Source organism: Paenibacillus sp. FSL K6-3182, from assembly GCF_037976325.1.
In the GTDB taxonomy this organism is placed as follows: domain Bacteria; phylum Bacillota; class Bacilli; order Paenibacillales; family Paenibacillaceae; genus Pristimantibacillus.
In genome coordinates, this window is record NZ_CP150265.1 from 4,341,540 (window position 1) to 4,354,380 (window position 12,841).

16 protein-coding genes are annotated in these 12,841 nt (G+C 38.1%); 2 read left to right on the top strand and 14 right to left on the bottom strand.

From position 1 onward, the window contains the following. Nucleotides 1-220: 220 nt before the first annotated feature. From MHH56_RS19080 to MHH56_RS19120, 9 genes are all read right to left on the bottom strand, one after another. Nucleotides 221-997, bottom strand: a complete 777-nt coding sequence (locus MHH56_RS19080) for a sulfite exporter TauE/SafE family protein (RefSeq protein WP_339203203.1) — start codon at nucleotides 995-997, stop codon at nucleotides 221-223. Nucleotides 998-1,062: 65 nt separating this feature from the next. Further along, nucleotides 1,063-1,290 (bottom strand): sulfurtransferase TusA family protein, encoded by a 228-nt coding sequence (locus MHH56_RS19085; protein WP_339203205.1) that lies wholly within the window; start codon nucleotides 1,288-1,290, stop codon nucleotides 1,063-1,065. 42 nt (nucleotides 1,291-1,332) lie between these two features. Continuing rightward, the gene (locus tag MHH56_RS19090) at nucleotides 1,333-2,466 is read right to left on the bottom strand and encodes an MBL fold metallo-hydrolase (RefSeq protein ID WP_339203207.1); all 1,134 of its coding nucleotides are present in this window, start codon (nucleotides 2,464-2,466) and stop codon (nucleotides 1,333-1,335) included. Nucleotides 2,467-2,544: 78 nt separating this feature from the next. Next, nucleotides 2,545-2,940, bottom strand: coding sequence for a DsrE/DsrF/DrsH-like family protein (locus MHH56_RS19095; protein WP_339203208.1), 396 nt, complete (start codon nucleotides 2,938-2,940; stop codon nucleotides 2,545-2,547). Nucleotides 2,941-2,957: 17 nt separating this feature from the next. Next, nucleotides 2,958-3,521 (bottom strand): sulfurtransferase TusA family protein, encoded by a 564-nt coding sequence (locus MHH56_RS19100; RefSeq protein ID WP_339203209.1) that lies wholly within the window; start codon nucleotides 3,519-3,521, stop codon nucleotides 2,958-2,960. A 50-nt stretch (nucleotides 3,522-3,571) separates the two neighbouring features. Further along, nucleotides 3,572-3,868, bottom strand: coding sequence for a rhodanese-like domain-containing protein (locus tag MHH56_RS19105; protein ID WP_339203211.1), 297 nt, complete (start codon nucleotides 3,866-3,868; stop codon nucleotides 3,572-3,574). 5 nt (nucleotides 3,869-3,873) lie between these two features. Further along, nucleotides 3,874-4,221, bottom strand: coding sequence for a rhodanese-like domain-containing protein (locus MHH56_RS19110; RefSeq protein WP_339203212.1), 348 nt, complete (start codon nucleotides 4,219-4,221; stop codon nucleotides 3,874-3,876). 11 nt (nucleotides 4,222-4,232) lie between these two features. Continuing rightward, nucleotides 4,233-4,712, bottom strand: a complete 480-nt coding sequence (locus MHH56_RS19115) for a DsrE/DsrF/DrsH-like family protein (protein ID WP_339203213.1) — start codon at nucleotides 4,710-4,712, stop codon at nucleotides 4,233-4,235. A gap of 61 nt (nucleotides 4,713-4,773) precedes the next feature. Beyond that, a complete protein-coding gene (locus MHH56_RS19120; RefSeq protein WP_339203215.1) occupies nucleotides 4,774-5,034 on the bottom strand; it encodes a metal-sensitive transcriptional regulator in 261 nt (86 codons plus the stop codon). A 390-nt stretch (nucleotides 5,035-5,424) separates the two neighbouring features. Between MHH56_RS19120 and MHH56_RS19125 the strand changes: the two genes are divergently transcribed. Beyond that, on the top strand, nucleotides 5,425-5,907 hold the full coding sequence (locus tag MHH56_RS19125; RefSeq protein WP_339203218.1) for a ferritin-like domain-containing protein: 483 nt from the start codon (nucleotides 5,425-5,427) through the stop codon (nucleotides 5,905-5,907). 28 nt (nucleotides 5,908-5,935) lie between these two features. Here the strand turns inward: MHH56_RS19125 and MHH56_RS19130 are convergent, their stop codons facing one another. After that, nucleotides 5,936-6,643: a DUF421 domain-containing protein gene (locus tag MHH56_RS19130; RefSeq protein ID WP_339203219.1), complete on the bottom strand. Its 708-nt coding sequence runs from the start codon at nucleotides 6,641-6,643 to the stop codon at nucleotides 5,936-5,938. Nucleotides 6,644-8,135: 1,492 nt separating this feature from the next. Between MHH56_RS19130 and MHH56_RS19135 the strand changes: the two genes are divergently transcribed. Beyond that, nucleotides 8,136-8,402, top strand: a complete 267-nt coding sequence (locus MHH56_RS19135) for a hypothetical protein (RefSeq protein ID WP_339203220.1) — start codon at nucleotides 8,136-8,138, stop codon at nucleotides 8,400-8,402. A 277-nt stretch (nucleotides 8,403-8,679) separates the two neighbouring features. Here the strand turns inward: MHH56_RS19135 and MHH56_RS19140 are convergent, their stop codons facing one another. From MHH56_RS19140 to MHH56_RS19155, 4 genes are all read right to left on the bottom strand, one after another. Then, complete coding sequence (locus MHH56_RS19140; protein WP_339203221.1) at nucleotides 8,680-10,224, bottom strand: right-handed parallel beta-helix repeat-containing protein; 1,545 nt, start codon at nucleotides 10,222-10,224, stop codon at nucleotides 8,680-8,682. A gap of 1,049 nt (nucleotides 10,225-11,273) precedes the next feature. After that, nucleotides 11,274-11,540 carry a hypothetical protein gene (locus MHH56_RS19145; RefSeq protein WP_339203222.1) on the bottom strand — a complete coding sequence of 89 codons (267 nt, stop codon included), beginning with the start codon at nucleotides 11,538-11,540 and terminating at the stop codon, nucleotides 11,274-11,276. Nucleotides 11,541-11,683: 143 nt separating this feature from the next. After that, the gene (locus MHH56_RS19150; protein WP_339203223.1) at nucleotides 11,684-12,151 is read right to left on the bottom strand and encodes a hypothetical protein; all 468 of its coding nucleotides are present in this window, start codon (nucleotides 12,149-12,151) and stop codon (nucleotides 11,684-11,686) included. A 137-nt stretch (nucleotides 12,152-12,288) separates the two neighbouring features. Beyond that, nucleotides 12,289-12,840, bottom strand: a complete 552-nt coding sequence (locus tag MHH56_RS19155; protein WP_339203225.1) for a hypothetical protein — start codon at nucleotides 12,838-12,840, stop codon at nucleotides 12,289-12,291. Nucleotide 12,841 lies beyond the last annotated feature (1 nt).

The window sequence follows — 12,841 nt, forward strand, 5'->3', positions numbered from 1 at the left end:
ATCGTTGAATTTAATATCCGTAGCATAGACTTTCATAAACCAATTTATTTGAGCAATACTGTCATATCTAATGAATTCTTTCAGTACCATCAATATTAAGCACACCACATGTCTTGTACGCTATAACAGCAAAAAACGGCATCTCTGCCGTTTGTGTTTAATGTGTTTGTGAAAAATAGGGGGATAGAACCCCTGACAAGTACTAAATATTAGACTCACTTTACAATAAATCAATCCATATTTTAACAGCAGTTGCTAAAATTAATACAGCTAAAATGGCTTGTAATGCCTTCGTATTCAATGTTTTGCCCACTTTTGCTCCAAGTGGTGCCGCAATAAGACTAGCAACAATCATGATAATTGCTGGCAAGTAATCGACTTGCCCTGTCATTAATTTACCAATACTTCCTCCTATAGAGGAGATAAATGTAATGGCTAAACTCGTAGCAATCGTCATTCGCGTTGGAATTTTAAGCACGACTAACATAATGGGGACAAGTAAAAATCCACCGGCGGCTCCAACAATGCCAGACCCTACACCAACAATTAACGCTAGAACTACTGCTATTGTTTTATTAAATGTTACTTTATCTAATGGAATATCATCGATATGTTTTTTCGGTACAAACATCATGATTGCCGCTAATGTAGCGAGTATCCCATACACAACATTTACAGACTGCTCAGATAGATGCGACGAGCCAAAGCTACCAATAAAACTTCCGAGTAATATTGAGCCACCCATGTAGATAATTAGTGATTTATTGAGAAAACCACCTTTACGATAAGCCCAAACTCCCGCGATCGATGCAAAAAATACTTGTACCGCGCTAATACCTGAAACCTGATGTGCTGTAAAAGATACTATCCCAAATATTGGCGGTATATATAAAAGCATTGGGTACTTAATAATAGAGCCACCAACACCAAGCATTCCTGATACAAAAGAACCGATAAAACCTATTAAAAATATGACAACAATAAATGTGATATCCATACTTTTCCCTTCTTTCTAATAACATGGCGGGCTTCGATGATCGAAACCCGCCTAAAAGAACTACATTACGCTTTTTTTATATAAAATTTAAATACGTCAGCGTCTTCTGATTGTTCTAAAATGGTATGTCCGCCTGCATTTGCCCAAGCTGGAAAATCTGCAAGCGCACCTTTGTCCGTCACATGAATCTCTACTACTTCACCTGAAGCAACGGAATCCATTGCTTTTTTTGTTCGAACGATTGGCATAGGACATGCTAGTCCTTTTGCGTCTATTATTTTGACTACTTTCATAATTAAATAACCCCATTTCGTTTTTTAATCTATTTGGACCAATTAACGTACTGAACAACGGTTTGGACCAATTTCCATTTCGGTTTGTTCCTCATAATTAGGATTGATTTTCCCCATATTAACCTGGCGAATTTGCTGATATGCATTCGGTTGTGGTGGTAAATGATCGGTTACAATACTGCGGAATTCACCTTCATCCTCAATATTCAAACCGTGATTTTCAACGAGTAAATCACCTAATCGTTTCGCAACAGTACCGTTTTCATTCAATTCATCGATGATCATAAAATGTGCGGGTAGTACAATTAAGTCCTCTGCAAGTTCTCTATAACGACGATATAATGTCTCACGAAGATCTCCTACCCAATTATCCGCAAGACCTGCTAAGTCAGGACGACCAATTGAATCGATGAATAGAATATCACCTGTTAATAGATACTTATCGTCTACTACAAATGAAGTTGATCCAATCGTATGACCCGGTGAGTAAAGTGCACCTACTTCAATGTTAGAAGCACCGATTTGAACCATCAATCCGTCCTCAAGAGGTTTATAATCAAACACAACTTCTTCTGCATCCTTCGAAGGCAAGTAGTACGTTGCACCAGTAGCCTCTGCAATAGAACGCCCTCCTGAAATATGATCAGCATGTAGATGAGTATCAAATACGTGTTTTATTTTCACATTTTTCTCTTCTGCGAAGCTGGTGAATACTTCTGTAAATCTTACAGCATCGATAAGTGCTGCCTCCCCCTCTGAGATTACCATATAAGAAAGACAACCTTTCCCTAAACGAACGAATTGATATAATTCACCGTTGCCAGAAAGATCAGCTACTTTTATTGGCTCTAAATAACTACTCCAAGATTTCATGCCACCTTCTAAATAACTAACAGATAGAGTAGCATCGGCTTCACTCAACATGTCAGCCACCATGATCGAGGATCCTTCTTTAGCACAGACAACTAATATATCTTTGTCCGTTGGAATTTGAGGAATTATGCTCTCAACACCATCTAATAATTCGAAATACGGAATATTTAAATAGTCGAATTGATGTCCTTCAATTTTCCAATCTTCATATGCATCTGCATTACGTACATCCAAAATAAATAATGATTGATTTTCAATGACTTTACGAGCAACATCTGATGCTGTCCATTTTATTACTGACATTTCAAATTACCCCCATAGGTATATTTTTGTTATTTTTTTAGTGAGAGAAGAATCCCCTCACTAATTTATCCTATTACTCTAAAAAGTTAATGATGGAGCGGCATCTTTGGCAAATTCAAGGAATGTAACGGCTCCACCTACTTCAATACCATCTACAAAGTTTTCCTTAGTTAGATTCATAACATCCATCGTCATCTGGCAAGCGATGAATGTCACACCTAACTCTTGTGCCATTTCAACCAATTGAGGAATCGCTGGAACATTTGCTTTAGTAAATCCTTCCGCCATAAATTCTTTACCAGCTGGCAAGGAAAGCCCATGCATACCTTGCTTATGAATTAAATTCAACCCTTCAAATGTGAAAAAAATAGCGACTTCTTTTTCAGAAGCTGCTGCTGCTGTTGCGATGTTAAATACTTTATAAGCGTCGAATAGACCACCATTACTCGCGATAATTGCTACTTTGTTTGACATAGTGAACCCTCCATAAGTTATATTGATGTTGTTAAGTTGCCACTCCAACCTGTCATACCTGGTAAGACGTTATACACTTTTTCAAATCCATGGTTTGCAAGCTTTTGTGCTGCGAGATCACTGCGTTTGCCAGTACGGCAAATCACATAAATTTCTTGATTCTTATCTAGCTCATTCATACGTGAATCAAGTTCACCCATAGGAATTGATTTTGCCCCTTCAATATGACCAAATGCATATTCCGCCTCTTCACGTACATCTAGAATAGATCCACCAGTTGCTACACGGGAAACGATCTCTTCATTAGCAATGGTATGTTCATGTGTGTTTTCTACCATGGCATCATTTGAACATTTACGAATGTAATGATATAACACATCCCCATCTTCTGTTGTGCCAATATATTGGTGACCAACTGTTTCTGACCAGGCTGCAAGATCAGCTTTAGATCCTTTATCTGTTGCTTGCACCTCTAAGATCTGACCTTCTTCTAGATCGTTCATTGCCTTTTTCGTTTTGACAATAGGCATTGGACAAGCTAGCCCTTTTGCATCTAACATAAAATCTGCTTTAACTGCCATTCTTAACCCTCCTAATACCCTGTGGCGTATTTTTTAATCCAAAAAAAATTTTATTTTGATTTATCTTCCCAAGCCAACATTCCACCGACCATATTTGTAGCGTCATAGCCGTGATAAGACAGAAATTCTGTAGCTTGCCCACTACGTCCACCCGAACGACATATCATAATATAGGGTGTATTTTTGTTAAGCTCATGTAAACGAAACTCAAGTAAACCTAAAGGAATATTGATAATTCCAGAAATGTGACCTTCTTGTATTTCAGCCACCTCACGAACATCAATTAGATTCAGCTTTTTACTGTTTTCTAAGCTTTTTTTTACTTCTTGAACGGTAATCTCTTTCATTTTCCTCATCCTTTCCACGCATTCATGCCACCACGAACGTTTGTAACGTTACCATACCCTAATCTCTTTAATTGTTTGCAAGCTCGATTGCTACGCATTCCACTTTGGCAAATGACGACGATTTCCTTCCCTGTAGGTAACTTTGACAAGTCAGAACCTAATGGAAAGTTTTTGAACTGAACAATATGACGACCACTGTATTCACCTGGAGTTCGAACATCGATGAATACTTTATCTTTGTCCGTTAACATCATCTTCAACTGCTCCGTTGTAATCCCAATTACACCTTTGGTTGGTAACTTACGCCATATAATAAACAAGATGAGTAAACCAATAACAATGGCTGCCTCCATAGTTCTCCTCCTTAGCCGATAAATAGATTGACATTACCATTTTCTGCATCAGCAAGATAAGCTGCTACCCCCGCATAATGCACACTATCTAGTAGTTCTTCTTTTTGTAAGCCTAATAAATCCATCGTCATCGTACAAGTTATTAGCTTGATATCTTGCTCCTGAGCCATTTCAATAAGTTGTGTTAATGACAACGCATTATGCTTTTTCATAACATGCTTGATCATCTTCGGACCTATACCAAGCATTTGCATTTTGGAAAGGCCTAGCTTTTCAGCACCACGTGGCATCATCTTACCAAACATTTTTTCTAAGAATCCTTTTTTCACTTCAATGGGTGCTTGTTTACGCAATGCATTAATTCCCCAAAAAGTATGGAAAATTGTTACCTCATGATCATAAGCCGCAGCACCATTTGCAATAATATAGGCAGCCATCGCTTTATCATAGTCCCCACTGAATAACACAATTGTCGTTCTTTTCTTTTCCATTTCGCTCTCCTTTACCCATACTAGTATGGGTATTAATATGTTAAAAATATAAAGCCGAGAATTATCGGCTTTTTACGAGTAAATTGACTGCTTCTTGGATAGACTCATTCAATTTGGATTGAACGCCTTTTGCATTTTGCACGCATTCTACTAGATTCTCACTTACAATGACACCAATTGTATGATCTAATCCAGATCTTACTGCTGAAAGTTGTGTAATGACTTCTTTGCAATTTTTTCCTTCATCCATCATACGTAAAATGCCTCTTAATTGACCTTCCATACGTTTGACACGATTTATGACTTTGCTATTGTATGTCATACACACACACTCCCTTCTTTTTTTATATTCGCTATCCTTCTTACATACTCACAATATACCCATACGGGTATAATGTCAACATCATTTTTTAACAAATACATTCATACTGAATGCCTTACTCGCAATACTCGAGATGTTAACACATAGAACTGGTCCATAAGCATCGCCTATCGTAACGACATTATTTGTATATCCAATACGGAGTTGTGTATCGCGCATACTGGTAAAGCAGAGAGTTGAGTGAGCCGTTACGTGACATAAATTTTGAAAGGAGACTGGAAGCGTGCAGTAGGCAGTCATTTATCCTATTGTTAGGAACCGAAATAGGCAGACGCACATATACTTTTTAGCATATACTTTTTAGCAAACTAACGTCTGGAGGAGACAATCTTGTATCAAAGACCTTCTTACTGGGAAAACTCATACTACATCCGGTTCGATTTTATACCTATCTGGAGCACAGGATTTCCGGAAGCTGTACAAATGATAAAGGAAGCTGTACAAGGGGAGCGGAACGACGAGCTGTTCTACGATGAATTGATCAATTTGGCTCCCTCACAGGAGCAGGTGGCTATAATAGAAAGCATCCGTAACGATGAGCGCGGCCACAATAAAATGTTCAGGGAGATGTATCGGGCGTTGACAGGCCATGAGATTACAGGTATCAGTAGTGAGCAATATGAGAGAGTGCAATCCTATACAGAGGGTCTTCAACGCGCCTTGCAGGGAGAACTGGGTGCGGTGGAACGATACCGCAAAATCTGGTTTGGGATGCCCGTAGGCATCTATAAGGATACAGTGTACGGTATCATATTGGATGAGCTTAAGCACGCTGCCAAATACAATTATTTGATTACGCTAAATCACAGGTAGTTATTGACCAAAAGTCAAAGTATCAATATTATTCTACATCAATTGGATGCTGGATTTTATCCTTATATTCATCCACATAAAGTTGGCCGTTGCTGCTTTTAACAGCATAGAATACGTCCTCTAACTTTTTGCCGCGTGACTTCAGTTGGGACAGTAACCATGTTTCCGGGATATGGTTGGAGTTTAAGTTACCACGCAAAAGTTGTCCGTCAATTATAAGCTCTATTGGAAATTGAACGGCCTTACCGGCATTCAACTGCAGATCCTTTAATGTCACGGTTTGTAGTTCCTTTTTCTTTAGAACAGATAGTTTTCCGTTAATCTCAAGGAGGGCATATTCCACTTCTTCTATATTAAAAATCTCTTTCTGGCGAAGCTGTTGGTTTAAAGAATCCAGTGTCATATTATTTTTCTTTAAGTTATCTTCGAGAATGAACCCTCCTTCTATTAGAACGGTGGGTGTTCCTTCTGTCCACATCTTAAAGTTTCTGAATTTCAAAAAAAGCTTAGATAAAGCAAAAGAAGTAATTGTAAAAACGGACAGGGCTATTAATAGGTGGACAACTTGTATTTTTTCGTTAAATGCAAAGTTGGCAGCCATAGCACCCAATATGACAGCCGTCACGAATTCGTGAAAGTTCATATTGGAAAGGGTTTGCTTTCCCAATATTCTTGCAATTAACATGAGGATAACGAATGCAGAAAAACTTCTGATCAAAATAAAGAGATGATCCATGCAAATAACTCCTTGTTTTAAAATTTATAGGTAACAGTTTTAGATTGTCCACTAAACCGGAGTATATACTAAACGCATAAATGCTTTGGATACCGAGACAAGAAATTAATACGATCAATACACAAAATTAAAAGTGTATGAAACGCCTCCGCTAAGCCTTTCGTACGAGACTGCAAGAAATAAGTAAGCTTGCATATCTTTATTAAATATGAACAATCAACAAACGCAAGGTTTTAACAACTATTCGCATTAATGACTTAGCAATTTGGTGAACTGCACACCTTAATGCAATATTTATTCCATAGCATCAATTTCCGTACTTTTTAATAATCATGAGACACCATCACTGATTGAAAAAAATTAACATTTATAATATTACATCTTGAATCAAATAATGTTTCATTCTCAAAGCAAACAATATATTCGGTACTGTTTTTCATTAATAGACTGATTAATAATTGCCTATTGTCCTTGTCAATGTTTATTATTGTATTTTATTCCCTAAATTTACCGAAGGATTTACTGATCCACTCGCTTCACAAATTTCAAAAGCAAGTTAAAGTAGATATATTTGGATTTGGTTCAGCTCTTCATCGATCCAACCCGAAAATGTGGCATGGCATTAAAGATTGGGATAAAACATTCGAAAATGTGAATATCACACACCAACAGGAAGACTAGTTGCTAATATACTTGTTAATTTTAATGAATATTATAGTGATAATCTTAGTGATGTTACTAGTGATAACAAAAAAACAAATGCAGAAAAAGGACGTTGGAATGGTGGACCTGCCCCATTTGGTTTAATAAAGAAAGAAGGTGTTTTTAAAGCTGATGGATTAGGTGCAGAAGCAGTCATACACTCATTTAAAATGGAAAAAGAGGGAAATGACCTTACATTATCTCAAAATGGCTAAAAAGTGCTTCAGTAACCACAAAAACAAATGTCGAATGGACACCACGAAGAGTACGTTATATGTTAACTAATCCAACCTATGCTGCTATGCAAAATTGTAAGGGAGTTTTATATCCACTAATAGGCTATGATGTTTTAGTAAGCTTGGATGATTGTACATATGTTCAGAGTGCGTTGTTTGGTCGAGAAAACTTTTGGAGAGGTAGAGAGCGACAATTATTATCTTCAATCCTACAGTGTCCAATGTGTAGTGGCAAAATGTATTCAAGACAAACAGGAAGCAAGAAAACACGAAGATATGTATGTAGTAATAAAAATGAACATGGAAATTGTAATAGTCCAGTGATTGACCTCCCTTCACTCAATGATGCAGTTCTAAAAAGAATTGTTGATATCAGTAATGGTAGGTACAGTAAATAACAAATATCGAGCAAATTAGTTGACGATATAGATGAGACAACAAATGTTCTTCAACAATTACAATATGAATATAACAGTTTAGAAAAGGCAATTCAGGATGTTTTTGATGATTTCTATATCCATAAAAAACTCAGTGAGCAACATTATAATGATTTAATGAAGCGGTACGAAAACAGGCAAAAAGAAATTAATAAAAAACTTGAAAAAATGCCTATACCAAAAACCAATAATAAATATGGGAATATTGATGACCTTCTTAGTGAACTTGTAATCGCATTTGAACTCGGACTAGATTCACGTGATAAACGTATCATGACAGAACTTATTATAGAAAAAATAATTCCAAACAGAACCACACAAATTCACTTTAGATGGGGTGAAATACAAGAGATTAACTACACAAAATCATCTTACAAAAAATAATGAGGTTCTATTTTTCTAAAAAAAAACCACCCCGAAGGGTGGTCCGTACTCATGATGAGCACTATAGGATTTGGATAGGAGTGGAGAGTCCTGTCCTGAACCTGTAGCTTTTAGAGTAACGTACTTTCTTACCGTGCCTGATGCCAATCGTGCCGCTTTCAACAGCATTCAAAACCACTATTTCTTCATAATAGGAATGCTGCCCGTTAGCTTAATAAAATGAGCAGGCCACCGCAGCGCCTGCTCATCGATGTGTACTATTGAACTAACGTTTCCTTTACTCATCTGCCCCTATGTTAACTGATGCTCCCCGTAGTCTTGCTTGACCGTCAATGTCCAAGGTTTTGATGATCGAACTGTAAGATCTACCCGCATCGATTGCTGCGGAAGCAGCTTTAAGGTGGAAATTATTTTGGCCTTGATTCATAAACCGGGGATCGGCAAATATAGAGTGTACATCATTTCTAGTACTGGTCTTATAAGCCGAAAAACCGACATATTCCTCGTTTTTCCAAATCCAAGTTGCTTTCGAAACGTCACCGGGGGCGTAATAAAGATTGTAGTCTACCACATTTCCAGAGTTTTTCGTGTGTTCGTTATAGATGAAGACATTCGATGATTCCGCAAAGATGATATTATTTGTGATCATATTATTCTTGGTATCATACTGTAGCAGAATTTGACCACTGCCATCATTCAGCGAATTATTTTGATATAGGGTATTGTTGATGATCTTGCAATTCACAGTTGCGCCTCGTTCACTATCGTAGCCGCCCATCGCTATTCCCGTATACCGATTACTGTAGACAATGTTGCTTCGCACGGTAATTTCGCTTGTGGATTTCCCTGCATGTTCACTGGCAATTTCAATGCCAATATCGTTCTTGTAACTGTAATTTCGTTCAATAACACTGTCTTTCCCCCCATCAATATAAATACCACCGGCCGCGTTGCTATTGTTAGGAAGTGATTTACCGTAAGAAGGGTTAAAGTTGGATGAGATATTATATACTCTATTGCCACTGACTAATCCATTTCTCACTTGATCGTAGGACGGATGCGGCGCTACTCCTTCGAAGCCGATGAGATCGATTCCGATATTGTCATTATCATGAATGAGATTGTTCGTCACGGAAAAAGTATCGACATTTCCGTTTAAAACAAGGGATTCGCTTGAACCCAGTACCAGCTTGTAAAGCTCATTACCTTCTATCGCTACATGATGAATGGAGGCGGGTGCATCAGTACCATACACAGCGATACCGTGAGCATCCCGGCCAAGCAGGTCACTGCCGGTTGGTGCAGCGGTATTTTTGATATCATGCACTTTGTTATTCAGAATCTTAATATAGCTTCCTGAGCCGTGGACATATATACCTATAGGCAATTGATCTTTTTTCGTTGTGATAAAATTACGGATTTCAAACCCCTTTATCGTGATATGGCTGGCGTCTTCAATCTCAATAATGCCTTGTTGTCCTGTGACAGAAAGTCCGCTTCCATCAATGACTGCCCTTTCCTTCGGAAAGTTTACGAACGTGATCGAACCACCCCGGGCTGAGCCGGAGCGGGTAATTTTTAGCTTTTGCTTATAGACGCCCCCTCTAACATACACGGTACTGCCCGGTTTTACGACGTCTGCTGCATGCTGGAGAGTTCTCCAAGGAGATTTTTTGGTGCCCGCGTTATCATCGTTGCCTCTGGAGTCTACATAATAGGTGGGAGTGGCTGCTGAAGTAGAGGTGGCACGCAATTGCCCCATCATAATTATTACAGTTGCAACTACCGTACCAAGAATGAATAATTTACTCTTTGTTTGCATTGAGACGGATCTACCTTTCCTGAATGTTTCTTTTAATTATCCTATAACGAATCTTAAGCACCATCAAGTAAACACTTGAGCAAATGTGATCAAGGAAAAGACTGGCGTACTTTGGACTCAGACGGGAATATCATTATCAGCATTTATTCTCTAGACTTGTTCAACTACCCGCCCGTTAACGTTCCCCGTTAGTGCAATGCCAATGCAAGAAAAAAGAGCCACTATATCAAGTGACTCTTGATCTCTTAAAACCTGAAATGGCTTCTATAATTATGTTTCCTGAGTTCTCGACGAACCACCGGTGCCACTTGCGTTGCTAAAAGTTCAATAGCACTTGCAACCTTGTCTGGCATCTTGATTAGCTTGACGATCTACCAACGGTTTAACTCAGAGTGGGTCGCCCCCAAGAAATCCAAGTGCCATGTCAAGCCAAAGTCTCCCTGCTCTTGCGGAACTCTCAGGTGTTACGCCCACGCCAACCCAAATCGGAAGCGATGGTTGAAAAGGACGAGCAGCAATTTTTAAGCTGGATTAACAAATCTAGGAGCTGCCGCGAGGTAAGCTCCTTCACTATCGTGCCCATTCAACGAACCGTCTTCGGCTTCCTTTTTTTGGCGGTAACAATCGGTTGATAATATCCCGAATCTGCTGGCATGTGCCATTCAATGTTGTCAAAACCAGTGGCACTTAATATCTGACTGAATTCGTCTCTGAGCAGAGCCCTGTAAGTTGTTCGTTGAACACTTGTATTCCATTTCCCCTCACATTCAATCAAGATGAAATGATTTACCATGTAGGTTCTGTCATCATTCGACCAATCCCACACCTGAAAAACGACTTGCTTATAGTGAACACGATTATAAATTCATTTAAACTGCTGTATTATTTCAATTTAACTATTCTACCCATCACCAATAAATTGAAATAACAAATGGAGCCCTCAATCCCAAAGGATACCACTAATTTCCTATTGTTGTATACTGCCCGTTAGCGTAACGACGAAGGGCTGCCAAGTGGCAGCCCTTTTAATCTTCAACTATCGTTCTCAGTTAGTTCAATGATTCCTTTTGCTTCTTCAATAATAAATACATCCAGTAAGATGTAGAGATAATTAAAACTAGACCAACACAGGTAAAAATAACTCCAGTTGTGTGTAGGTGATAATCGGTTGCAGGGATAAAATAGCCAAACTTATATACTCCCATACTGCCGTCATAACTCCGTGCACTAAATGTGTAAGTTGAATACCCTTGAAAGGCTACATATAGTCCAATAATAAACAAAAGAAAACCACTACCGATTTTCAGTTTCTTCATCCAATCCCTCCCAAAAATAAGCTTGTATAAATCAGACGAATTTACATAGTAAAATTTGCATTAGTCTGCCCTTTAGCTTAATAAAATAGGAGCAGCTGCCGTTGCGTCATACTGCTACATGATGGTTGAACTAACGTTCACCGTTAGTTCAATGATTTGGTCGAAATTATCAATTGATTATGCTGGTCTAAGTCGTTTAATGCATCATTGACTGATTCATATGAAAAACTCCTCACAATTATTTGATTCTCAATTAAATATACATTACCATCCATATTTCGCTCTAAATAATCCATTAGCCCCGATTTCGTACAGATTGAACACCATCTCGTCTGACCATCATTAAATAAAATAGAGATCTCGATGTGTTCTAATGAATTCGCACTTGAATCCTCAACTGAATCGTCAAATTTCCAACTAACTATAACGGGTACACTAATTCCAGAACTTACGAAATAATACTTCTTAAACCACCTGGATCGGTTGTTGTCACCTTTTATTTTAAACTGTTCTTTTTCTTCATCCTCAGCTATCACTTCATATTCATTACCACGAGTCAATGCTTCTAAATAAGGACCAATGTCATTACAAACTACAATTTTACTAGTCATTTTTCACACCCTCATCGTCCTAGAACATTTATTAGTGCTCGATAATAAGTATAACTCTGAAGTCGCATGCTGCGTTAAACTGCCTGTTAGCTCAACAAGCCGCCGAACGCCGACTGCCTGTTGTTTGTAATTCTGCATTAAAAAAAACACTTCGGACATTTTAACACTTTCCTATTAATCGGTTGCCACGCTTCAAAACAGTTTGAACATAGTACCCAACCATCCTCTAATTTCTCTACTGGGAAAGAATTGTTCACTATAATTTCATCACCAAATCGACTTTCTCTTCCCATCCATTCGGAGACTTCGCGATATAACATTTTACGACAGACAAATACATTGCCATCGAGATTTATCGTTATTTCAGGAGTTTCATTGGCTTTAGAAATATGAAGTGTACCAAAAGAATTATATATTTCGTAATTCAATTTAGGTAAGTTCATTTCGACAACATCACCTAGAAGGAGTTCGACAGCGGATGGTTTTTCCCATTGACGTTGAATAAGGATTCTCATATTGTACTTAAAGCCGCAAACCATTGATAAATGTTTATCAATATATGCGTCATTTATTAAGTGGAATTCCTTAATTAAACCATCATGAAATCCATTGACAGAATCAAAAAAACAATCCATCTCTTCTTGTGTTTTTATTTCAATATAACTTTCAACGGAATCCTGGATTGCCATG

What these genes read in the sequence shown, in the direction of transcription:
- MHH56_RS19095 (WP_339203208.1), bottom strand. Translation starts at nt 2,940, where the DNA reads ATGTCAAACAAAGTAGCAATTATCGCGAGTAATGGTGGTCTATTCGAC.
- MHH56_RS19145 (WP_339203222.1), bottom strand. Translation starts at nt 11,540, where the DNA reads ATGAAGAAACTGAAAATCGGTAGTGGTTTTCTTTTGTTTATTATTGGA.
- MHH56_RS19105 (WP_339203211.1), bottom strand. Translation starts at nt 3,868, where the DNA reads ATGAAAGAGATTACCGTTCAAGAAGTAAAAAAAAGCTTAGAAAACAGT.
- MHH56_RS19100 (WP_339203209.1), bottom strand. Translation starts at nt 3,521, where the DNA reads ATGGCAGTTAAAGCAGATTTTATGTTAGATGCAAAAGGGCTAGCTTGT.
- MHH56_RS19080 (WP_339203203.1), bottom strand. Translation starts at nt 997, where the DNA reads ATGGATATCACATTTATTGTTGTCATATTTTTAATAGGTTTTATCGGT.
- MHH56_RS19140 (WP_339203221.1), bottom strand. Translation starts at nt 10,224, where the DNA reads ATGCAAACAAAGAGTAAATTATTCATTCTTGGTACGGTAGTTGCAACT.
- MHH56_RS19155 (WP_339203225.1), bottom strand. Translation starts at nt 12,840, where the DNA reads ATGGCAATCCAGGATTCCGTTGAAAGTTATATTGAAATAAAAACACAA.
- MHH56_RS19135 (WP_339203220.1), top strand. Translation starts at nt 8,136, where the DNA reads ATGAAGCGGTACGAAAACAGGCAAAAAGAAATTAATAAAAAACTTGAA.
- MHH56_RS19150 (WP_339203223.1), bottom strand. Translation starts at nt 12,151, where the DNA reads ATGACTAGTAAAATTGTAGTTTGTAATGACATTGGTCCTTATTTAGAA.
- MHH56_RS19130 (WP_339203219.1), bottom strand. Translation starts at nt 6,643, where the DNA reads ATGGATCATCTCTTTATTTTGATCAGAAGTTTTTCTGCATTCGTTATC.
- MHH56_RS19115 (WP_339203213.1), bottom strand. Translation starts at nt 4,712, where the DNA reads ATGGAAAAGAAAAGAACGACAATTGTGTTATTCAGTGGGGACTATGAT.
- MHH56_RS19085 (WP_339203205.1), bottom strand. Translation starts at nt 1,290, where the DNA reads ATGAAAGTAGTCAAAATAATAGACGCAAAAGGACTAGCATGTCCTATG.
- MHH56_RS19110 (WP_339203212.1), bottom strand. Translation starts at nt 4,221, where the DNA reads ATGGAGGCAGCCATTGTTATTGGTTTACTCATCTTGTTTATTATATGG.
- MHH56_RS19120 (WP_339203215.1), bottom strand. Translation starts at nt 5,034, where the DNA reads ATGACATACAATAGCAAAGTCATAAATCGTGTCAAACGTATGGAAGGT.
- MHH56_RS19090 (WP_339203207.1), bottom strand. Translation starts at nt 2,466, where the DNA reads ATGTCAGTAATAAAATGGACAGCATCAGATGTTGCTCGTAAAGTCATT.